The organism is Flaviramulus multivorans (assembly GCF_021728415.1).
Lineage (GTDB): Bacteria > Bacteroidota > Bacteroidia > Flavobacteriales > Flavobacteriaceae > Sabulilitoribacter > Sabulilitoribacter multivorans.
In genome coordinates, this window is the sequence record NZ_JAKKDV010000008.1 from 42,796 (window position 1) to 65,989 (window position 23,194).

Sequence of the window (23,194 nt, forward strand, 5' to 3'; positions counted from 1 at the left end):
CAGAAAACCTACAAGGTATGAGATTTATTTACTACATCTTATTTATACTTATTTTTAGTAGTAATTCCATTTTTTCTCAACAAATATCAGTTGATGATTCTGTTGGTTTACAATCGCTCATATTAGACAATTTAGTTGACGGTTGTGTTGATATTACCAATATCAGTTCATCAGTTAATGGTAATTCGCACGGTTTTACAAGTTATGCTTACTTTGAAAGAGCCGGTTCGAATTTTCCATTTGAAAATGGTATTGTTCTATCTACTGGCGGTGCAGCATCGGGTGGTAATGCTGTTAGAACTCCTACATTAAGTGAAGGTTCTTCAGCTTGGGGTACAGATCCCGATTTAGAAGCGGCTTTAGGTGTCACAAACACCGTCAATGCCACGTCTATTGAATTCGATTTTGTTTCAATTTCAAATCAATTTCATTTTAATTATTTATTAGCATCTGAAGAGTATTTTGGAATAAACCCTTGTCAATTTTCAGATGGTTTTGTTTTTCTTATCAAAGAAGCTGGAACTGCTGACCCTTATCAAAACATTGCGTTAGTTCCTGGTACTACTACGCCTGTTAATACCAACACCATTCATGATGAAATTTTTGGTGTTTGTGCTGCTCAAAATGACCAATACTTTGATGGATATAATATCGGAGATACGAATTACAATGGTAGAACTACTGTTTTAACAGCTTCTGGTAGTATATTACCAAATGTAACTTACCATATTAAACTGATTATAGCAGATCAAACTGATGGAACTTTTGATTCCGCCGTCTTTATCGAAGGTGATAGCTTTAGAATTTTAGACCTAGGTTCAGATGTTGAAACCTGTGCTGGTTCTGTTCTCTTGGATGCAGATTTGCAAAATCCATTAGCATCTTATGCTTGGTATTTAAATGGGAGCTTAATAACTGGTGCTATTACACCCACTTATAATGCTATTCAAGATGGAACATATAGGGTTGAAGTTTCTGTACCAGTAAATGGTTCAAATTGTGTTGAGGAAGATGAAATTGTAGTCGTTCTTAATACAGAAGAACCGATAAATCAAATATCTGATTATGAAATATGTGATGATGCCAGTGAAGATGGCATAGAAATTTTTGACCTTAGTACAAAAAATTCAGAATTAATAAGTAATATACCCTTTACAAACTACGCCTTTTCATATCATTTTTCGGATTCGGATGCAAGAAACAATTTAAACCCTATAACTACACCCATAGCAAACACATCAAACCCTCAAGCGATTTATGTTAGAATTGATGACTTAGATAGCGATTGTTTTTCCTATACATCCTTTAACTTAGTTGTAAATTCTGTTCCAAATATAGTAGACCCTACCGATTTAGAGGTTTGTGATGGTGATGATAGTCCTGATGGGTATGCGGTAATAGATTTATCACAAAAAAATGATGAAATTACAGGCGGTCAAACTAATATGCTAGTAACATATCACTACAACAGTTTAGATGCAAGCACTGGTAATAACCCAATCCCAATTCCGTATATAAACACCAATACTCCAACAGACTCTGTATTTGTTAGGGTAGTAAATACATCTACTGGTTGTGTAAACACCACAACTTTAAACGTTAATGTAACCATAAGTCCTATTGCAAACAGGGATACACAATATATTGATGCTTGTGACAGAGATTTAGATGGTAGCGCTACTTTTGATTTAACAGAAGTGATAGATGATATACTAGCAGGCCTAACAGGTGTTACAACTACCTTTCATGTTTCTTACTCTGATGCTCAAGATGGTATTAACGTTATAGCAGATGAAACGAATTATCAGTATACAAATGCGGTAATAGAACCTGGTTCAGCAACAATATATTTGAGAATTGTTGATGATGCTACAGGCTGTTTTACTATTGTTCCTTTTGAAATTCACACCAATTTATTGCTTACAGGCACAGATACTGGTGATTTTGCGCTATGTGATAATAACGATGATAGCACAGATGCTTTAAATTTTGATTTGTTTACTGTAGAAAGCTACATTGCTAATGATTTACCAACTACCATTACGGTGTCTTTCTTCGAAACTGAAGATGATAGGGATAACAATGTAAACGCCATTGATAAATCACAATTATATGCGGCTGTAAGTCCAAAAGTATTGTACATACGAATTGATAATGGCGAGTGTATTGAAAATACTCAGATTACATTATTGGTAAACCCTATACTATTATTCGATAATGTGGTAATACCTTACTGCGATGATAATGATGATGGTATTGCAAGTATTGATTTACATTCACTTGATAGTATTATAACTTCAGGTAATACAGACTTTACGGTAACTTATTTTCCAACAGATGCCGATGCACAAAGTAATAATACTGCCAATCAATTACCCCCATTTTATACCAATACTAATTCTATTGAGACTATTTATGCTCGAATTGAAAATATAGATTCAGGTTGCTCAACTGTAAATCCTTTTCAAATTGAGGTATTGGTGGCTCCTTCAGCAACTGAACCAATAGATGTTATTATTTGTGATAATGATCAAGATGGGTTTTCAATTATTAACCTTGAGGCTAAAATTGATGAGGCAGTTTCAAATAACAGAACAGGTTTAGATATTAACGTTTTTACTTCTTTTGAAGATGCCGATACTAACACTAACGCTATTCCTGTTGGTGATAGAAATGCTTATAATACCGATACTCAAACTATATATATTCGGATTGAAGATGCTTTAAGTGGGACTGGATGCTATACCATTGTTTCGTTTGAAGCCATAGTAAACACTTTGCCCATTTTCCCTGTAATAAGCAATTTCCAAATTTGTGAAGATGATGGTGATGCTTTTGCTGATTTTTTATTAGTTGATAAAGACGCTGAAATTTTAAACGGACAAACGGGTAAAGAAGTATTTTATTTTGAAGATGCTGCTTTCACAATTCCTATTGATAAAAATAATATTTATCGCAATACAACAAGTCCGCAAACCATTTATGTCCGCGTTGAAAATATTACCGATCCTTCATGTTTTGGAACTGATTCGTTCATATTACAGGTATCACCAGATCCTGTTTACAATCCTGTAATTGATTATTTGGTTTGTGACGATGACAGTAATGATGGTAGAAATGTTTTTGATTTAAGTGAAAAAATTGCTGAAATATCTCAAGGGTCACCTGATAACTTGAATATCTCGTTTCACCTTACTCCTACTCAAGCAGCTACTAATACCAATCCATTACCTTTAACTTATACTAACGTTACAAACCCTCAAAGTTTATACATCAGAATTGAAAGTGAGGATTCGTTGTGTCATATTGTTGAAGAATTAGGAATTAACATCATTGCAACACCTGATGTTACCGAAGTTTCAGCTCCGTTAATATCCTGTGATGCAGATTACGACGGCATTACAACCTTCGACTTAACCACTGCAGATTTTGAAATTTTAGATAGAGTTCAAAGTAATCTTATTGTAAATTATTTTGAAAATTTAAGCGATATTAATCCAGATGATGGTTTAGATAATACCAATGAAATTCAAAATCCTTCAAGCTACGATTCAACAACTAGAACAGTTTATATAAAAATAGCAAATACGTTAACTAGTTGCTATAGTGTTATCACATTAGACCTTATTGTTAATTTGCCTCCTACAACAAATACTATTGGTACAATTCCTATTTGTGATAATGATACGGACAGCTATGAATTATCATTGGTAGATACAATGATTGTTAATGATACTTCTTCGGTAAACATATCCTATCATGATACATTTTCAGACGCTGAGGCTAATGTTGCACCGTTAAATAGGACCTATAATTATACATTAAGTAACCATACTATTTTTGTAAGGGTTTCTGATACTTCAACAGGTTGCCATATTACATCATCATTTATTTTACAAATAAATGAAAATCCCATTCCTAATACACCATCTGATTTAATAGATTGTGATGATGATTTTGACGGCTTTTTAAGCTTTGATTTATCATCGCAGGATAGCACCATAATGGGGTCATTAAGTGCTTCAAATTTCAACGTTACTTATTATAATACCATGGATGACGCTGAAAATGGCTCAAATGTCTTACCCACATCACATTCAGCTTTTAACAGCGAAATAATTTATGCTAGATTAGAAAATAATGCCACCGGATGTTACGGAGTTACACAGTTTACAACCTATGTGAATCCATTACCTGTAATCCCTATTGATGATGTTGTTCCTTTATGTATCAATGATTTGCCTTTAATTATTGATGCTTATACTGGAAATCCAAATGATACATACCAATGGTCAACTGGTGCAACAACCTCACAAATACAATTAAATGACCCTAGTGAAATTGGTGATTATTGGGTAACAGCAACTACTCCAAATATTGGTTCTAATGATTGTTCTTATACAAAAGAATTTACGGTTATTGAATCGGAAGAAGCAAGTATAAACTTTACAACAAAAGTAGATTTTGCAGATCCAAATAGTATTACGGTAGATATTGATGGTATTGGAGACTATGTATTCATTTTAGATAATGGCGAGCCACAAACCTCTAATGTTTTTGAAAATGTAACTTTTGGAATTCATATCATAACTATTAGAGATTTAAATGGATGCCAAGATGTAACCACAGAAGTTGTTGTTATTGATGTTCCCAAGTTTTTTACACCAAATAATGATAGTGTTTTTGATACGTGGCATATTGTAGGGATTAGCGAAATCCCTGGAACAATAGTTTATATTTATGATAGATACGGCAAACTTTTAAAAACTTTACCACACACGTCCATAGGATGGGATGGAACTTTTAATGGTCAAAATATGCCTTCAGATGATTATTGGTTTCTTGCAAAAGTTATTCAAAATGGAACTCCTTTTGATGTGAAAGGTCATTTTGCATTAAAGCGATAAATTCACTAAAATAAAACTTAAAGCTTATTTTTGTTAGAGTTTTTAGATCTATGAAGCACTTCATTTATTTTTGTCTTTTATTTTGTTTTTGCTTCCAGAGTTTTGCCCAAAATGTACTGGTAGATAGTCAAACGTACACACCACAACAGCTTATAGAAGATATTTTAATCAATAGTGTTTGTATCGAAAATGTTGTTGTAACAAATGTTGTAGGTGGAAATTTTGGAGGTACAGACCAAAGTTATGGTTATTTTGATGCTTCTGGTACTACGTTCCCTTTTCAAAGAGGTATTGTTTTAAGTACTGGGCGTTTAAGTAATGTTGAAGGTCCAAACAATTCACTAAGCGACGATGATGCCGCAAATTGGAATGGAGATAGTGATTTAGAAAATATTCTAAATGAAACCAACACACTTAATGCAACCATCATAGAGTTTGAGTTTACTTCGTTGGCAAACCAAATAAGCTTTAAATACATTTTTGCTTCAGAAGAGTATCAAGAAAACAATCCTAATACTTGCCAATATTCAGATTTATTTGGGTTTTTAATTAGAAATGTAAACAACTCACAATACACAAACATAGCCTTAATACCAAATACGCAAACGCCTGTAAAAGTTACAACGGTGCATCCAACCATTCCAAATGGATGTGCTGCCCAAAATGAAACTTATTTTGGTAGTTGGAATAACACATCTGCACCTATTAATTTTAATGGTCAAACCACGGTTTTAACAGCCACAGCAAACACAATACCTAGCGAAACCTATCATGTAAAATTGGTAATTGCAGACGAGCAAAATTATCGATATGACTCTGCTGTATTTTTAGAAGCTGGAAGTTTTCAATTAAGTACCAGTTTAGGGCCTCATCGTTTGACATCTACTAATAATCCATTATGTGGAAACGAAACTCTAACACTTGATGCATTCCAAACAGGCAATAATACTTATAGATGGTTTAAAGATAATGTTGAGATTTTAGGCGAAACGAATGCAACCTATACCGTAGTTGATGCTGGAACTTATAATGTTGAAGTCTCATTAGAAAATTCTTGTATTTCTTATGGAGAAATTGTGATTGAATACACCCAAAACCCTACGGTTACAAATACAAATATTGTTGAATGTGACCCAAATCAAGATGGCTTAACAACCTATAATTTATTTGATGCTGAACAAAATATTACAGGTACTAACACCTCTTTGTTCATTGAAGGGTTTTATACAACTCTAATAGATGCTCAGCAAAAAACAAATCCGATTAATACTCCAGAGTCTTATCAAAATACATTGCCTCAACAAATTATTCATGCAAGAGTTGAAAATCAATATGGTTGTGCTTCGGTTGTTGAAATAACCTTAGATATTTCAAACGAAAACATTAATATCGCTCCCTATGAAACTTGTGATGACGACATAGTTGATGGTTTTACTAGTTTTAGTATTTCCGATTTAACAACTCATGTTGAGCAATATATTCCAAATGGTTTAACCATAACATGTTATTTAACTGAAGCTGATGCCTTTAGCGATTCAAACATATTAAGTGGTTCATACACGAATACAACTCCAAATTCTGAAACTATTTATGTAAAAACCGAATCGAACGGAACGTGTTATGCTATTGGAACGCTGGGTTTAAATATAATTACTACACCTGAGTTATTATCTGATAATACCGTTTATTATTGTTTAAATACATATCCTCAAACCATTGTATTAGATGCAGGTATTTTAAATGATAGCATATCAAATTATACATATGAGTGGTTTTTAAACAATCAACTTTTAACTAATAATACTTCAAGTATAGGTGTAAACGAAACAGGAAGTTATACCGCAGTGGTTACACATTTTAACGGATGTGCTTCGTCAAGAAATATAACTGTTATTCCATCAAACCGAGCAACGATAGAAAGTGTAGATATTCAACAAGCATCCAGCAATAATACTGTTACTATCACTGTTTCTGGAGAAGGTGATTATCAATTTGCTTTAGACACTCCAATATTTAATGACAGTAATGTTTTCACTAACGTCACTGCTGGTTTTCATACCATAATGGTGCTTGATAAAAATGGTTGCGGTATTACTGAAAAAGAAATTGGAGTTCTAGGGTTTCCTAAATTCTTTACTCCAAATAACGATGGACTTCATGATATTTGGAAACCTTATGGAGTTAATGAGCAATTCAATTCAAATATTACCATAAATATTTTTGATCGATTTGGTAAATTATTGAAATCAATAAACCCAATTGAAACGGGATGGGATGGTACTTATAGCGGTAATCTACTTACAAATGATGATTATTGGTATACTGCCACTTTTCCAGATGGCATATCTTATAAAGGTCATTTTACTTTAAAAAGATAAGACACTTATTTTACGTAATTTTGCAAAATGCACTTTAATATTGAATCAGAATTTAGTCCCACTGGAGATCAGCCAGAAGCTATAAAACAACTTGTTAATGGTATTATTTCTAATGAAAAATACCAAACGCTTCTTGGTGTAACAGGTTCGGGTAAAACCTTTACAGTTGCAAATGTTATAGAGGAAGTCCAAAAACCTACCTTGGTTTTAGCGCATAATAAAACATTGGCAGCTCAACTATATTCTGAATTCAAACAGTTTTTTCCAAACAACGCCGTTGAGTATTTTGTGTCTTATTATGATTATTATCAACCAGAAGCTTATATCCCTGTTTCTGGAGTTTATATAGAAAAAGATTTATCAATAAACGAGGAAATTGAAAAAATGCGGTTAAGCACTACTTCTTCACTCCTATCAGGGCGTCGCGATGTTTTGGTGGTTGCATCTGTTTCATGTTTATACGGCATTGGTAATCCTATAGAGTTTCAAAAAAATGTGATTACGCTTAAACGCGATCAAGTTATTTCTAGAACAAAGTTATTGCATCAATTAGTGCAGAGTTTGTATTCACGAACAGAAGGTGAATTCAATCACGGAAATTTCAGAATTAAAGGTGATACCGTCGATATTTTTCCGAGTTATGCCGATGATGCTTTTCGCATTCATTTCTTTGGTGATGAAATTGAAGATATTGAGGCCTTCAATATCCAAACGAATCAAGTCATTGAAAAATATGACAGACTAAACATATATCCAGCCAACATGTTTGTTACTTCACCTGAAGTTCTTCAAGGTGCAATTAAGGATATTCAAGATGATTTGGTAAAACAACATGATTATTTTAAAGAAATCGGGAAACATCTAGAAGCTAAACGATTAAAAGAACGTACAGAATTTGATTTAGAAATGATTCGAGAATTAGGCTATTGTTCTGGTATTGAAAACTACTCACGATATCTTGATGGTAGACAACCAGGAACTCGTCCATTCTGCTTATTAGATTATTTTCCAGACGATTATTTAATGGTGGTTGATGAAAGTCATGTAACTATTTCGCAAGTACATGCTATGTATGGTGGTGATAGAAGTCGTAAAGAAAACTTAGTAGAATATGGATTCCGATTGCCCGCAGCCATGGACAATAGACCTCTAAAATTTGAAGAATTTGAAGCTTTACAGAATCAGGTAATCTATGTAAGTGCAACGCCTGCTGATTACGAATTGCAAAAAACAGATGGCGTTTATGTAGAACAGGTAATTCGTCCAACGGGCTTATTAGATCCTGTGATAGAAGTACGACCAAGTTTAAACCAAATTGATGATTTAATAGAAGAAATACAACTTCGTGTTGAAAAAGATGAACGTACCTTGGTTACTACCTTAACCAAACGAATGGCTGAGGAATTGACAAAATATTTAGATAGAATTCAAATTCGTTGTCGATATATTCATAGTGATGTTGACACTTTAGAGCGTGTTGAAATTATGCAAGATTTGCGAAAAGGATTGTTTGATGTATTAGTTGGTGTAAATTTACTTCGTGAAGGATTAGATTTACCTGAAGTATCTTTGGTAGCTATTTTAGATGCTGATAAAGAGGGGTTTTTACGTTCTGCGCGTTCATTAACTCAAACCGTTGGTAGAGCCGCTAGAAACCTAAATGGTAAAGCCATTATGTATGCAGATAAAATAACAAACAGTATGCAAAAAACTATTGATGAAACCAATTACAGACGTGAAAAACAAATTGCCTACAATACGAAACACAACTTAATACCAAAAGCATTAAATAAAAGTTTAGATAATGCGTTGGCTAAAAACTCTATTAGCACATATAGCTACGAATTAGAAGCTTTAAAAGCCGCCGAACCTGAAAGTGAATATTTAAGTAAGGGTGAATTAGAAAAGAAAATTCGTGAAAGACGAAAACTTATGGAAGAAGCTGCTAAGGCATTAGACTTTATTGTTGCGGCAAAACTCCGTGATGAGATACAAGCTTACCAAAATAAACTAGAAAAGCTAAAGGTTTAAACCTTTAGCTTTTCATATTAGCATTACTTAAATTAAAAAATCAACACTTTAAATTTTCCTTTTAGAAATGCGTGAGAGACAATACCTTTTGTTTAGTTATATTGTGTCTTAAAAATATCTATTAATACGTCTGGTGGTACTATTTTATTTGGAAAACTTTCCATTAAATAGAGTACTTTGGTTATGGACTCATGGCTTAAACCCATTCTTAAACCAAAATTGTATAACTTAATAACTCCGGCAGAATTATTTTCTTCACCATATTCTTGTTCAATATTCATCAACAATACAAGTCTGTGAAACTGAACAATACGTTCGCTATGCGATTTTAAATGTGTATAAGTAACAGGGTTTTCCAATAAATATTCAAAATCTTCACGCGAAATCTCGAGCTGTTTTGCTACTCCCAGCAAAAAGTTATACTCTATTCGTTTTATGTCTTTATCATATTTAGCAAAAGCTATCATTTCAGATAAAAGACTTAATTTTTCTACTCTATTAATCATTTCTAAAGGGATTAATTAATTACAATATAAAGTTACGCAGAACACACTTTTATTAATCGTAGATATAATGTAACTTATCGAAAAATGTATGGTATTTGGTCGTTATTTTTAATTACTTTATCAAAAGGTATTTTTTATTCAACTAATAAAATTGCATTTCATCTTTATCGAATTTTAAATTTACTCATCCGATTACATATATATATTATTGATTTTCAATTAATTAAATTCAATAATTACAGATTAAATAGAATATCAAAAAAATGAATATTTGCGGTATATTTACTGAACTTAAAAAAACGCTAAAAAAGGTGATGCGTTTTTCCGAAATCGATGAAATACACCTTTAGATAAAGTGCAAAATTATAAACATGACAAATAATGATATTTTAAAAAAATTACGTGTTGCGTTGAAGCTTCGTGATGACGATATTGTAAAAATTTTGGAGCTGGTAGATTTTAGAATTTCTAAAAGTGAACTTGGTGCTTTTTTTAGAAGAGAAGACCACCCCAAATATATGGAATGTGGCGACCAAATTTTGCGTAATTTTTTAAATGGCCTCGTTATACACTTAAGAGGCCCCATGCCTCCAAAAGAAAAAGCAAAAAATAAAGAACAAAAAAAAAGCAACTAATTTAGTTGCTCTTTTTTTATATAATTGAAAATATTATGCCAATACTTGTTGCACTTTGTCGGCAGCCTCTTGAAACTCAGTAGCACTTAATACTGCTAAACCAGAGTTATCAATCAAATTTTTTGCAATATCAGCATTGGTCCCTTGTAATCGTACTATAATTGGTACGTTAATGGTTCCCATGTTTTTATAAGCATCAATAACACCTTGCGCAACTCGATCACAACGTACAATACCACCAAAAATATTAATTAAGATAGCTTTTACCGCTGGATCTTTCAATATAATTTTAAAGGCTGCTTCAACACGCGCCGCATCAGCAGTTCCACCAACATCTAAAAAGTTAGCTGGCTCTCCTCCCGCTTGTTTAATTAAATCCATAGTTGCCATTGCTAAACCGGCTCCATTAACCATGCAACCAACATTTCCATCAAGGTCAACATAGTTTAAACCAAGTTCTCCTGCTTCAACTTCAATGGCACTTTCTTCACGTACATCACGTAAATCAACATAATTTTTATGTCTAAAAAGCGCATTGTCATCAATGGTTACTTTAGCATCAACCGCCATTATTTTATTATCGCTCGTTTTTAAAACAGGATTAATCTCAAATAAAGAAGAGTCTGATTTTACATAAGCTGTATAAAGATTCGTAACAAATTTTGTCATTTCTTTAAACGCATTTCCTGATAACCCTAAATTAAAAGCTATACGTCTTGCTTGAAATGGCAGTAAGCCAACTGTAGGATCTATCTCCTCGGTAAATATTAAATGAGGTGTTTCTTCAGCAACCGTTTCGATATCCATACCACCTTCAGTTGAATACATAACCATATTTCTGCCTGTACCTCTATTAAGTAAAACAGACATATAAAACTCATCCGTTTCGCTCTCACCTGGATAGTAAACATCCTCTGCAATAAGAACCTGATGTACACGTTTTCCTTGGGCAGAAGTTTGAGGGGTAACTAAGTCCATCCCTATAATTTTTCCTGCAATTTCCTCAACCTCTTTTAAATTTTTTGCAAGCTTAACGCCTCCGCCTTTACCTCGTCCTCCAGCATGAACTTGAGCTTTAATAACGTACCAACTTGTTCCAGTTTCATTAGTTAATTGTTTTGCAGCTGCAACAGCTTCATGAGCATTTTGAGCTACAATACCTCGTTGGATGCGAACTCCAAAACTGCTTAAAATTTCTTTACCTTGATATTCGTGTAAATTCATAACTTACTTAATAGTTTAACAGTCACAAAAGTATATAATCATGTTAACTTACCCTAAAATTAATAATGAAAACTTTTAACAATTTCTAACAAATTTAAAATGTTATATATTTAACATTTTGTTTAATTATAATAAATTTTGATTTATTTATTTTTTATAAAACTTAATAAAATATCTTTGATGAAAATTTGAAATTATGACAGAGAGTCAATTATTAAAAACTGCAGAAGAATTTGGTAGCCCTGTGTATGTTTATGACGCCGAAAAAATAGAAGCGCAATACAAAAGACTTACAAATGCGTTTAAAAATGTAAAAAGCCTAAAAATCAATTATGCTGTTAAAGCATTATCAAATATATCCATCTTAAAATTATTTAAATCACTAGGTTCTGGTATTGATACCGTTTCAATACAAGAAGTACAATTGGGATTAGCTGCTGGTTTTTCACCTAAGCAAATTATATATACTCCTAACGGGGTATCCCTAGCCGAAATTGAAGAAGCTGCCAAATTAGGTGTAGAAATAAATATTGACAATCTATCTATTTTAGAACAATTTGGAACAAAACATCCAAATATCCCTGTATGTATTCGTATAAATCCACATGTTATGGCTGGTGGAAATGCAAATATCTCAGTTGGTCACATTGATTCTAAATTCGGAATTTCAATCCATCAAATACCACATATCTTACGTATTGTTGAGAACACCAAAATGACTATTAACGGTATTCACATGCATACAGGTAGCGATATTTTAGATATTGAAGTATTCCTTTATGCTAGTGAAATATTATTTGAAACCGCTAAACAATTTAAAAATTTAGATTTTATTGACTTTGGTTCTGGCTTTAAGGTACCCTACAAACAAGGAGATATTGAAACGAACATTGAAGAGTTAGGTAAAAAATTAACCTCTAAATTTAATGAATTCTGTAAAGAATATGGTAAAGATTTAACCCTTGCTTTTGAACCTGGAAAGTTCTTGGTAAGTGAATCTGGTTACTTTTTAACTAAGGTTAATGCCGTAAAACAAACTACCTCAACGGTGTTTGCACAAGTAGATTCTGGATTCAATCATTTAATACGCCCTATGTTTTATGGTTCACATCATGAAATTACAAATATTTCCAACCCAAAAGGACGCGAACGTTTTTATACCGTTGTTGGTTACATATGTGAAACGGATACATTTGGAAACAACCGACGCATCAACGAAATAAATGAAGGGGATATTTTATGCTTCAAAAATGCTGGAGCCTACTGTTTTTCTATGGCTAGCAACTATAACTCCAGATTTAGACCAGCAGAAGTTTTATGGTATCAAAATAAAGCTTACCTCATTAGAAAAAGAGAGAATTTTGATGACATTTTAAATAACCAAATTGAAGTTGATTTTTCTAAGAAAAAGGAAAGTCAATTAGCAAAATAAATATTTACGTCTTAAATTTTTAAAAGCTCAACAAAAGTTGAGCTTTTTTGTTATCTTTAAGTCTCCCTAAGTCTTTATTTTCTCGTATTTACTAAGGCTTATGACAAAAAAACTAATCATCTCTCTCACTATTTTATGCTTTATAATCAACATTTATGGTCAAGAAAATGAATTAAATGTTGAAAATTTTAAAACAGTATCCATAGACTCTTCCTTATCATGGATGCGGAAAAACGCCTATACAGGCAAGAATTTAGATCTATTTCATAAAATTGGATTACAAACATTAAAGCGAAGTTTACATACGAGCGGTTCAAAAACCATTGCAGAAATCCATGAGGAACTTGCCAATTGGCATGGTTACAATGGTACGTTTTCACCAGATTCCGTGGTTTACCATTCAGAAAAAGCCCTAGAGTTCTATCAAAAAACGGATGATAAAAATAAAATTGCTAATACTTATAGAACTTTATCTATAGATTACATGAACACTCGTCAATTAGATAAAGCACAAGAGGTGTTATTTAAAGCCATTTCTTTATACGAAGAATTAAATAACGAAAGTGGATTGGGTAATGCCTATCGTTCTCTAGGAGTTTTGTATCAAGTGATGGAAGAATTTGAAAAGTCTATCGAATACACAAATAAAGCGATTCCTATCTTAGAAAAAACAGGTAACTACGCTTCAGTTGCCATAGCTCAGTTTAATTTGATTATTGGATATGGTGAACTTGGCGAATTTGAAAAAGCTTATCAAGCAGCCGATTATTGTCTAGAAATTGTTCGAACTAAAGCTCCTGAAGAAATTTTCGTACCCGTAAGAGCACACTCTTACAGGGGAGAAGTTTACATGAAAGCTAACGATTATGGAAACGCTTTAAAGGATTATATGAGTGCTTGGGAGCTATGTAAAGAAAATATTGGTGAAGAACGTTGCGCTACCTATCGCACAGAAATAGGTCAAGTTTATCTCAAACAAAATGAATTTAGAAAAGCACTAGAGCACCTATCTATTGGCGTTAATGCCTATGAAGAAAAGGGTCAAGACAACATTGTTCAGCCATACCTAGATTTAGCAGCTTGTTACGAAAACCTTGATGATTACAAAAACGCTATGCTTTACAAAGACAAAGCACATGCTAATACAAAAAAAATGCTTGAAGATAAAGTTATCAATCTTCAAACAGAGGCTGTTGTAAAATATGAAACAGGTAAAAAAGATGAAGCACTTGCATCCCAAACCCTATTGTTAGAACAAAAAAGCAAAGCGCAAAATTTAATTATAGCTATTGCAGCTTTACTTGCGATATTGTTGTTATCCTTATTCTACTTCTTCAACAAAAACAAAAAAGCTACCAAAATAATTAAAGCAAAAAATGCTGAGAATGAATTGCTTTTAAAAGAAATACACCACCGAGTAAAAAACAATCTGGAAATGGTTAAAAGTTTAATTGCACTACAATCTGCACAATTAGAGGATTCTGCTAGTAAAGATGCTATGATTGCTAGTCAGAATCGGGTACAATCGATGGGCATTATTCATCAAAAGCTGTATCAAGGAAATAATTTAGGCAGTATAGAAATGAAAGACTATTTTGTTAATTTAAGCGATGGCATTTTAGATACTTTTAATGCAGAAGATAAAGTAAAAATTAAATGCGCTATGGATAATTTGGAATTAGATGTAGATACAGCAGTGCCTATTGGCTTAATTGTAAATGAGTTATTGACAAATGCTTTAAAATATGCCTTTCCTAAAGATAAAAAAGGTGAAATAAGTATTAGTCTACAAAAAAGTACTAACGATATTTTAACACTAAAAGTAACTGATAATGGCATTGGTAAAGTTGTAGGGCAAGCACCAAAAGGTACTGGGTTTGGTTCACAACTTATAAAATTATTGACGCAACAGCTTGATGGTAAAATGTTGGAAGATAACAAAAAAGGTACCACAGTTTTATTTGAATTTAAATTAAACAAAGCAGCATAAATGGGTAAACCTGTAAAAATATTAATTGTTGAAGATGAAATGCTAATTGCAGCAAACATTTCATTACAACTCACAACACTTGGTTATGAAGTTACAGGGATTATTCCCAGAGGCGAAGAAGCCATCGTACACATCAAGGAAAACAAACCAGATATCCTTTTAATGGATATAAACTTAAAGGGGAAATTAAATGGTATTGAAACTGTAAAAGAAATCCAGAAAAGTTTTTCGATTTCGGTTATTTATTTAACTGCAAATGCTGATGACGACCATTTTAATAGAGCTAAGGCTACAAACCCAGCAGCTTTTATTTCAAAACCTTTCAAAAAATTAGATTTACAACGCGCTATTGAACTTGTTACAAATCAATTAAAATCTACTGAAAATGCTGAACTTAATAATTTAGAACAAGGAAAGTCTGATACCTTCATATTAAGTGACTGTATATTTGTGCGTCATCATGAAAAAATGGTGAAGGTAAATATCAATGACATTCTTTACATTGAAGCTGAACGTAATTATTGTCGTATTTATTCAAAAGAAAAGGAATATCTGTTGGTAATGACCCTTAAAGATATATCAGTAAAACTACCACAAAAACACTTTATTAGAGTACATCGCTCATATGTTGTAAATCTTTCGCAAATTAACGAAGTAGCTACAAGCCATATTGTGATTGGTAGAAAAGCCATACCCTTAAGTAAATCTTTTAAAGAAGAACTTTTAAAGCGTTTACAGACCATATAAGTCAAATCTTCCCATCATATAAAAACTTTCGATAAATAAATTTATCCGTTCGGACATTATATATAATGTTTCGTCCTAAGTTGGTTTTAATAATTGTTTATTCTCAATTACTTAGGTACAAGAATCTATTGTGATTCTTATTAATTAACCATAAAACGCTATTAACATGAAAATTTTAAAAACAGCCCTAACATTAGTTACAATCGTATTGATGCTGCCTATTTCAGCACAATCACAAAATCAAGAAAGTTTTATAATGAACTTAACTGAGTTTACTATAAAATTTGGGCATGATGCCAACTTTACAGATGGTGTAAAGAAGTGGAACAAGTGTTATAAAGAAAATAATGGTACTAGTACTTGGAATGTATGGCATCGTTTACAAGGTAAAGGCAATGTTTACGTCCTCTCTTCGCGATTAAAAAATTGGGCAGAAATGGATCAAGCAGATACGGCAGCAAAAGCGTGTCGCTCAATCGCTCTAGACTTTATAACCCCACACATAGAAAGTACTGAGTTTAATACAACCAGAAATATGCCTGAAATTAGTCGTAAAACACCACTAGGTGACATGTCAATTGTATGGGTTACAAACTTTATTATTAATGATGATGTTGCCTTCAATGATATTATAAAACAAGTTTCTTCGGCTATTAGCTCAAAAGAAGGAGACAGTAGAGGATACTGGTATAGACTTATGGGAGGCGAAGGAAGTGACTATTTTGTGTCTACACCTTTTAAAGATTTTGCAGCCTTAGATAAGGATACTGACGGTGTGTGGAAAGTTTATGAGAGTGTACACGGAAAATCTAAAACGGATGATATTCGTAAAAAATTCAGAGCTGTAGTTGATGACATTTGGAGCTATACTTTCACTCTTGAAAAAGAACTAAGCATGCAATAAACTATAACTAACCAACCAAAATAAGGCCTACTGAGTCTCTTAAGTAGGCCTTTAATCAAAACTAAGCATTATGAAAAATTTAATTTTATTAGGGCTTGCAATTGTTCTATTCACTTCTTGTGAAAAACAAGACAAGCGTTATACACAACAATCTCCAGAAATTGAAATAGTAAAAAAAACTATCAAAAATTATAATGAAAAGAATTATGATACCAGTATGTATGCTGATAGCGCAAAAACATATTTTAATTCTAATTCCAAAGATAAATTTATGACTCCCGATCAAACTGTTGCTTATCACAAAGCAAATGATAACAACTACTCACGTCGAGGGTTTACAGACAATGAACCAGAGTATGAAATGGTCTTAACGGACGATGGTAATACTTGGGTTAATTGTTGGTTAGAGTGGAAAGCAACATTGGCCGGAAATGGCAAAGAGATAACAATTCCAGTACATCTTACATACAAGTTTGTTGATGGAAAAATAGTGAGACAAGTTGGGTATTGGGATCCAACAGAAGTTGTTTTAAATTTTCAACAAATTGAAGCAGAAAAGAATATGTCTGCTGATGAAAAAGCCATGAAATCGTTAATAGATAACTGTGTAAAAGCATGGAATAATAATGATAAATCCTTGATGGCTTCAATCATGACAAATGATTTTGTAAGAACTGAAAACGGAAATGTAATTGCAAAAAGTGCTGCTGAATATGGTACTAATTTAATGGATGTGTTTCATGGAGCATTCCCAGATTTTAAGGTTATACTAGATAATTATAAAATAATTGGAAATACCATTCATATAGATTGGACATGTAAAGGCACTAACACAAAACCATTTCAAGGTAATGCAGCTACGAATAAAGCAATAACAACGCACGGACATAGTATATGGACAGTTACTAATAATAAGCTATCCCGAGAAGATGCATACTATGACAATCTGACTTTGTTTAACCAATTGGGCTATTCAATGCCAGCGCCAAAATAAATTTATCAAGGAAGGATAATAAATTATAAAAAGGCATTGGTATAGCAGTGATTATTATTTGAATCAATTAGTCAAAATGCTTAACATATGTTAAGCATTTTTTTAATCCTTTTAAAGTTAAATATGAATAATTGATAATTAATTTGTTAGAGTTCATAATTTTATTTAATATTATAACACTTTTCCCTAAGTCTTTAATTGATTTTTTTAATAAATATTAAAGACATTTATGTTTAATACCCTCGAAACAAATTCTAATTCAAGATTCTGGATTAAACACTTCTTATTTTACTCGTTTTACTCGAAACCACCTCCTTCAGTTATTTTTTATACCTAGATACTAAACATTCTAATTAACCAATTAAATCTTTTTTTAAATGAAAGCTACAAGCCTTTATACCCTAGTAATCATAATACCTGCCCTTTTTTTAACAAGTTGTAATGAAAAAAAATGTAAAGCACTAGAAGAACACGTTTTAGAATTCCACCAGTCTTCACAAGACAAAGAAGCTCCAGAATTTTTTCTACTTCGACCAGAAGTTGAAAAAGCCTATGGCTATTCACACGCAGTAAAAATTGGAAAAGATATTAAAATCTCTGGAGCAGTAAGTATGGATGATACAGGGAATCCCACTGCTATTGGCGATTTAGAACAGCAAATGAAAAATTGCTATGCAGATTTAGAAAAAGTTTTAAGGCACTACGGATGCACATTTGATGATGTGATTGTAGAAAATATTTTTACTACCAACATGCCTAAATTTTTGGAAGTTGCTGCTTACAGAAATGACATTTACAAAGGCAAATTTCCAACAGGCTCTTGGTTGGGTGTTAAAGAATTGGCAATACCAGAATTTATGATTGAAATTGAATTGGAAGTTCATAAATCTGAATAAAAATAAATCACTATAACTAATAACCATTTAAAAATTATAATCATGAGAAATTCAAAAGTTACAAATCTTTTATTCATTTTTTTACTCAGCGCACCCTTTATATTTCAAGTATATGCTCAAAATGCAGGTGTCGAAAAAATGCATCAATTATATATAGATATGATTGATACAGAAAATCTTGACCATATAGATGCACTGTACACAAAAGATGCCTCAATAAAAAATTCAGACGGAAGTATGGTATCTGGTTTAGAAGCAATTAAAGCTCTATATAGTGCCACATTTAATGCTGGAAAATATAATATAGCTCTAAAAACGATAGACGAAACTGTTTTAAACAAAGATTATATGTTTGTAAGTGGCTCTTTTGTATTTAGTAAAATCGACGAGCCAAAAGTTGTACAAAGTGGTCAATTTGTAAATACGCTTAAAAATGTAAATGGTCATTGGAAAATCTTGAAAAGCTATCGTTATTCAGTAACTCCAAATAATGCAGCTATTGTTGATGGTATGTACAAAGCATTTTCAGTTGGAGATATCCCTGCAGTACTTGGAGCTATGGATGAAAATATTGTTTGGAACGAAGCCGAAAGTAATAAACTGGCCGATGGCAACCCTTATATTGGACCCGATGCTGTTTTAAATGGTGTTTTTGCACGTCTTGGTGCAGACCATGAATATTTTAAACTCGCTGATATTACATTACATGAAATGAGCAATAATCAAGTTTTGGCAACATTACGATATGATGCTAAATTTAAAGAAAGTGGCAAAACTTATAATGCACAAGCCGCTCATCTTTGGACACTAAAAGATGGGAAAGTAATTGCTTTTCAGCAGTATGTAGATACCAAAAAACTTGCCGACTCCGAAAAAAAATAAATTGATATGCAATTAAAACAATCTCTCATCATCGCGATTATACTCGGAATAATTTCAGTAGCTGCTTGGGAACTTTACTGGCGTTCTCAAGGTCTGCATCCAACATTAAATGATGAAAAAGCGCTTTGGGCTATGGCTAGAGCAAATGTAGAAAAAGCCGGTAAAGATGACGTTGTTATTTTGGGGTCATCTAGAGCATATTTTGACATTCAAGTTAAGCAATGGGAAAAACTTACAGGGAAAGTACCTATACAACTTTCATCAACCGGTTCTTCGCCACTACCTACGTTTCATGACATTGTTAATAATACCAACTTTAATGGTACAGTTATAGTTGGTGTTACTCCTGGATTACTGTTCTCTACTACTTATCCAAAGGCGTTTCCTTGGGAACGCCCTCAATCAAAAGTAGATTTTTACCGTGATAGAACTTATGCACAAAGACTTAATTATTTATTATCAGTTCCGCTACAACAAAATTTAGTTTTGATGTCGGCCGATGAAGAAGAATGGAATGATGATATTGATTTAAAAGCCTTGTTAAAGCGTGTTAATTGGGGAACCCGAGATACCATGCCACCACCACCACCGTTTTACAATTTTGGAGATGTATCAATTCCTAGAAATATAAGTATGATGCCTAGAACGGTAACCGATACCGCCTTTGCTAAATCCATTATTGATGTTTGGCACTTCTTTGGAAAAGGATCTCCTCCTCCAGACAAAGATGCAACCACAGAGTTCTTTATGAAAGATGTAAAAAAGTTTAAAGCCAAAGGAGGTAATCTTATTCTAGTTCGGCCACCATCTAGCGGAGGTGTTAGAATGGGAGAAAAAATGGGACTTCCAAGAGAACGGTTTTGGGATTCGTTAGTAAAAGTCGCTAATGTTAAGAGTTATCATTTTGAAGATTATGATCAATTAAAAGATCTAGTATGTCCAGAGGAATCTCATCTTTCACTAGATGATGCAAATTTCTTTACTCGTGAATTTATAGAGATTTTAAGAAAAGATAATGCCATTCCTAATTTAAAATCTAACTAACCATGCTATTTAACTCATTAAGTTTCGTATTATTTTTAGTTATAGTAATAGTATTATACTATTCTAAAATATTTAATTGGACAGGAAAAAAGCGCATGCTTTTATTATCCAGTTATGTCTTCTATGGCATGTGGAATCCTCCACTAGTCATTTTGTTATGGATATCCACCATCGTTGACTGGACAGCTGGAAAAAAATTAGCTGTTGAAGAGAATCAGAAGAAAAGAAAAATGTGGTTACTGCTAAGTATGTTTGTAAATCTTGGTTTTTTAGCCTTTTTTAAATATGGAGATTTTTTACTTGAAAATTTTGTGTCCTTAGTAAATATGGTAGGCATTGAATTTCAGGCACGCCCAATGGATATTATTCTACCCATGGGTATTTCGTTCTACACGTTTCAAACCATGTCTTATACCATTGATATGTATAAACGTAAAATAGAACCTGCTAAAACGTTTTTAGATTTTGCGCTATATGTTACCTTTTTTCCGCAATTAGTAGCTGGACCCATTGTTAGAGCTAAGGATTTAATTACTCAATTTTATGAAGAAAAAAAGGCTACTGCAAACCAGTTTATTTGGGGAACTTTTTTATTAACTATAGGGTTATTTCAAAAAGTCGTTTTAGCTGATACTTTATTAGCCGATACATCTGATGAAGTCTTTGGAGCAAAAAGTATCTTAAATGGTCTAGATGCTTGGACAGGTACTTTGGCATTTTCAGGGCAAATTTTCTTTGACTTTGCAGGATATTCTACTTGTGCTATTGGTATAGCACTAATGCTTGGTATTGTTTTACCAGACAACTTTAAATATCCTTACGCTTCTATTGGGTTTTCAGATTTATGGAAACGATGGCACATTTCTTTATCCAGCTGGTTAAGAGACTATTTATATATCCCCTTAGGAGGTAATAGACATGGTATTACAAGAATGTACGTAGCATTAATGCTAACCATGCTATTAGGAGGTTTATGGCATGGAGCTGCTTGGACATTTGTAGTTTGGGGAGCATTACATGGTATTTATTTAGTTATTGAACGCTTGTTAAAAAATAGAATCCATATAAAAATAAATGCGTTTAATGGTGTTTTGCTCGCGCTTCTCACCTATATGCTTGTCAATTTTACTTGGGTATTTTTCAGAGCTCGAGAGTTTTCGACTGCTAAGAATATGATTAATTCTATGCTATTTATTAATTCTGATGGAGAAAAAATATTACAGTCTTTTGATATTATCAAAGTGTTTCTATTAATAACACTATTATTTATATGCCATTGGGTTATGAGAAATACTTCAATGAAAGAGGTCTCTTTAAAAACGCCTGCTTGGTTATTAGGTATAGTATGGGCTATAATGTTTTTCCTGATTGTAATTTCACAAGGTACTGGAGAACAGTTTATTTATTTCCAATTTTAAGCAAAAGAAATCAATTGTATGGTAGAAGTTAAATCCTCCAGAATAGAATCCATCGACATTTTAAGGGGAGTAGTAATGGTTATTATGGCGCTAGATCATGTAAGAGACTATTTTCATTATGGCTCCTTTTTTAGCGATCCCACCAATTTAGAAACAACAACTCCTTTTTTATTTTTCACAAGGTTTATAACACATTATTGTGCGCCTGTTTTTATTTTCTTAGCAGGTACTTCAGCCTATTTATATGGAAGTAAAAGAACAAAATACCAACTTTTTAAGTTCCTTTTTACACGAGGTTTGTGGTTGGTATTTTTAGAGATTGTTTTAAACAATTTATTTTGGTGGTTTGATATTAGTTATAGCTTTATTGCACTTCAAGTTATTTGGGCTATTGGTCTATGTATGATGCTTTTGTCTTTTCTTATTTATCTGCCAAAAAAACTACTTTTAACTGTTGGTATTATTTTAATAGCGGGTCATAATTTGTTAGACGGTATACTATTGCAAGGCAAAAGTTTTACGTCCATTTTATGGTATATATTACACCAATTACAATTTGTTATGTTTGATAATGGTAGAATGGTAGCCTTTGTTTATCCAATAATTCCTTGGGTAGGCTTGATCAGTTTAGGTTATTGTTTCGGAACGTTTTATACCAAAGATTTTGATGCTGGTTTAAGAAAAAAATGGTTACTGCGCTTAGGATTAGGTGCTATATTTTTGTTTTTTGTAATACGAGGATTAAATGTTTATGGCGATTTAGTGCCTTGGTCTGGTCAAGACACGACAACTAAAACCATTTTATCGTTTTTTAACGTCACTAAATACCCACCATCGCTTTCGTTTTTATTAATTACAATAGGTCCGGCACTATTATTTTTATATGGTATAGAACGTGTAAAAAATAAAATAACCGACTTCTTTTTAGTTTTTGGTCGTGTACCCTTCTTTTATTATTTCATACATGTATTTGTTATTCACATTTTGGCTATTATAGGGATGCTTATTTTTGGTGGTAATTGGAAAAACATGATTATTACTGTCGATGTTTTTAACAATGCAAAACTTTTAGACTATGGTTATTCCCTTTTTGTGGTATATTTAGTTTGGATTGGAATTATTACGCTTATATACTTCCCAAGTAGAAAATACATGATTTACAAAGCAAATAATAAAGACAAGTGGTGGTTAAGTTATTTGTAAAAA

General features: G+C 32.6%; 16 protein-coding genes. 14 read left to right on the plus strand and 2 right to left on the minus strand.

Going from position 1 to position 23,194, the window contains the following annotated elements:
- The first annotated feature begins 17 nt into the window (after nt 1-17).
- The 3 genes from L3X39_RS14130 to uvrB are packed head-to-tail and all read left to right on the plus strand — an operon-like array spanning nt 18 to nt 9,316.
- Nucleotides 18-4,907 carry a T9SS type B sorting domain-containing protein gene (locus L3X39_RS14130; RefSeq protein WP_237232509.1) on the plus strand — a complete coding sequence of 1,630 codons (4,890 nt, stop codon included), beginning with the start codon at nt 18-20 and terminating at the stop codon, nt 4,905-4,907.
- Nucleotides 4,908-4,957: 50 nt separating this feature from the next.
- Complete coding sequence (locus L3X39_RS14135; protein WP_237232510.1) at nt 4,958-7,285, plus strand: choice-of-anchor L domain-containing protein; 2,328 nt, start codon at nt 4,958-4,960, stop codon at nt 7,283-7,285.
- Nucleotides 7,286-7,312: 27 nt separating this feature from the next.
- The gene (uvrB, locus tag L3X39_RS14140; protein WP_237232511.1) at nt 7,313-9,316 is read left to right on the plus strand and encodes an excinuclease ABC subunit UvrB; all 2,004 of its coding nucleotides are present in this window, start codon (nt 7,313-7,315) and stop codon (nt 9,314-9,316) included.
- A 92-nt stretch (nt 9,317-9,408) separates the two neighbouring features.
- On the opposite strand, the gene L3X39_RS14145 is transcribed toward uvrB, so the two are convergent.
- Nucleotides 9,409-9,822, minus strand: coding sequence for a TerB family tellurite resistance protein (locus tag L3X39_RS14145; protein WP_237232512.1), 414 nt, complete (start codon nt 9,820-9,822; stop codon nt 9,409-9,411).
- 371 nt (nt 9,823-10,193) lie between these two features.
- Here L3X39_RS14145 and L3X39_RS14150 point away from each other — a divergent pair, with 371 nt between their 5' ends.
- A complete protein-coding gene (locus tag L3X39_RS14150; RefSeq protein ID WP_237232513.1) occupies nt 10,194-10,457 on the plus strand; it encodes a DUF1456 family protein in 264 nt (87 codons plus the stop codon).
- Nucleotides 10,458-10,490: 33 nt separating this feature from the next.
- Here the strand turns inward: L3X39_RS14150 and sucC are convergent, their stop codons facing one another.
- Nucleotides 10,491-11,681, minus strand: a complete 1,191-nt coding sequence (sucC, locus tag L3X39_RS14155) for an ADP-forming succinate--CoA ligase subunit beta (protein ID WP_237232514.1) — start codon at nt 11,679-11,681, stop codon at nt 10,491-10,493.
- Between the two features lie 196 nt (nt 11,682-11,877).
- On the opposite strand from sucC, the gene lysA reads away from it, so the two are divergent.
- The 10 genes from lysA (at nt 11,878) to L3X39_RS14205 (ending at nt 23,191) form a co-directional block, all read left to right on the plus strand.
- Entirely contained in the window at nt 11,878-13,113 is a 1,236-nt protein-coding gene (gene lysA, locus L3X39_RS14160) for a diaminopimelate decarboxylase (protein WP_237232515.1), read from the plus strand.
- 100 nt (nt 13,114-13,213) lie between these two features.
- On the plus strand, nt 13,214-15,103 hold the full coding sequence (locus tag L3X39_RS14165; RefSeq protein WP_237232516.1) for a tetratricopeptide repeat-containing sensor histidine kinase: 1,890 nt from the start codon (nt 13,214-13,216) through the stop codon (nt 15,101-15,103).
- Nucleotides 15,104-15,850: a LytR/AlgR family response regulator transcription factor gene (locus tag L3X39_RS14170; protein WP_237232517.1), complete on the plus strand. Its 747-nt coding sequence runs from the start codon at nt 15,104-15,106 to the stop codon at nt 15,848-15,850.
- A gap of 166 nt (nt 15,851-16,016) precedes the next feature.
- Nucleotides 16,017-16,754: a hypothetical protein gene (locus L3X39_RS14175; RefSeq protein ID WP_237232518.1), complete on the plus strand. Its 738-nt coding sequence runs from the start codon at nt 16,017-16,019 to the stop codon at nt 16,752-16,754.
- Nucleotides 16,755-16,824: 70 nt separating this feature from the next.
- Nucleotides 16,825-17,748 (plus strand): nuclear transport factor 2 family protein, encoded by a 924-nt coding sequence (locus L3X39_RS14180; RefSeq protein ID WP_237232519.1) that lies wholly within the window; start codon nt 16,825-16,827, stop codon nt 17,746-17,748.
- Nucleotides 17,749-18,125: 377 nt separating this feature from the next.
- The gene (locus L3X39_RS14185) at nt 18,126-18,644 is read left to right on the plus strand and encodes a RidA family protein (protein ID WP_237232520.1); all 519 of its coding nucleotides are present in this window, start codon (nt 18,126-18,128) and stop codon (nt 18,642-18,644) included.
- A 42-nt stretch (nt 18,645-18,686) separates the two neighbouring features.
- On the plus strand, nt 18,687-19,526 hold the full coding sequence (locus L3X39_RS14190) for a nuclear transport factor 2 family protein (protein ID WP_237232521.1): 840 nt from the start codon (nt 18,687-18,689) through the stop codon (nt 19,524-19,526).
- Nucleotides 19,527-19,532: 6 nt separating this feature from the next.
- A complete protein-coding gene (locus tag L3X39_RS14195) occupies nt 19,533-20,570 on the plus strand; it encodes a hypothetical protein (protein WP_237232522.1) in 1,038 nt (345 codons plus the stop codon).
- Nucleotides 20,571-20,572: 2 nt separating this feature from the next.
- Nucleotides 20,573-21,988, plus strand: coding sequence for an MBOAT family O-acyltransferase (locus L3X39_RS14200; RefSeq protein ID WP_237232523.1), 1,416 nt, complete (start codon nt 20,573-20,575; stop codon nt 21,986-21,988).
- Nucleotides 21,989-22,006: 18 nt separating this feature from the next.
- Entirely contained in the window at nt 22,007-23,191 is a 1,185-nt protein-coding gene (locus tag L3X39_RS14205; protein WP_237232524.1) for an acetyltransferase domain-containing protein, read from the plus strand.
- Nucleotides 23,192-23,194: the final 3 nt, after the last annotated feature.

What these genes read in the sequence shown, in the direction of transcription:
- L3X39_RS14190 (WP_237232521.1), top strand. Translation starts at nt 18,687, where the DNA reads ATGAGAAATTCAAAAGTTACAAATCTTTTATTCATTTTTTTACTCAGC.
- L3X39_RS14205 (WP_237232524.1), top strand. Translation starts at nt 22,007, where the DNA reads ATGGTAGAAGTTAAATCCTCCAGAATAGAATCCATCGACATTTTAAGG.
- L3X39_RS14150 (WP_237232513.1), top strand. Translation starts at nt 10,194, where the DNA reads ATGACAAATAATGATATTTTAAAAAAATTACGTGTTGCGTTGAAGCTT.
- sucC (WP_237232514.1), bottom strand. Translation starts at nt 11,681, where the DNA reads ATGAATTTACACGAATATCAAGGTAAAGAAATTTTAAGCAGTTTTGGA.
- L3X39_RS14175 (WP_237232518.1), top strand. Translation starts at nt 16,017, where the DNA reads ATGAAAATTTTAAAAACAGCCCTAACATTAGTTACAATCGTATTGATG.
- L3X39_RS14130 (WP_237232509.1), top strand. Translation starts at nt 18, where the DNA reads ATGAGATTTATTTACTACATCTTATTTATACTTATTTTTAGTAGTAAT.
- L3X39_RS14185 (WP_237232520.1), top strand. Translation starts at nt 18,126, where the DNA reads ATGAAAGCTACAAGCCTTTATACCCTAGTAATCATAATACCTGCCCTT.
- L3X39_RS14170 (WP_237232517.1), top strand. Translation starts at nt 15,104, where the DNA reads ATGGGTAAACCTGTAAAAATATTAATTGTTGAAGATGAAATGCTAATT.
- L3X39_RS14165 (WP_237232516.1), top strand. Translation starts at nt 13,214, where the DNA reads ATGACAAAAAAACTAATCATCTCTCTCACTATTTTATGCTTTATAATC.
- L3X39_RS14135 (WP_237232510.1), top strand. Translation starts at nt 4,958, where the DNA reads ATGAAGCACTTCATTTATTTTTGTCTTTTATTTTGTTTTTGCTTCCAG.
- lysA (WP_237232515.1), top strand. Translation starts at nt 11,878, where the DNA reads ATGACAGAGAGTCAATTATTAAAAACTGCAGAAGAATTTGGTAGCCCT.
- L3X39_RS14195 (WP_237232522.1), top strand. Translation starts at nt 19,533, where the DNA reads ATGCAATTAAAACAATCTCTCATCATCGCGATTATACTCGGAATAATT.
- L3X39_RS14200 (WP_237232523.1), top strand. Translation starts at nt 20,573, where the DNA reads ATGCTATTTAACTCATTAAGTTTCGTATTATTTTTAGTTATAGTAATA.
- L3X39_RS14180 (WP_237232519.1), top strand. Translation starts at nt 16,825, where the DNA reads ATGAAAAATTTAATTTTATTAGGGCTTGCAATTGTTCTATTCACTTCT.
- uvrB (WP_237232511.1), top strand. Translation starts at nt 7,313, where the DNA reads ATGCACTTTAATATTGAATCAGAATTTAGTCCCACTGGAGATCAGCCA.
- L3X39_RS14145 (WP_237232512.1), bottom strand. Translation starts at nt 9,822, where the DNA reads ATGATTAATAGAGTAGAAAAATTAAGTCTTTTATCTGAAATGATAGCT.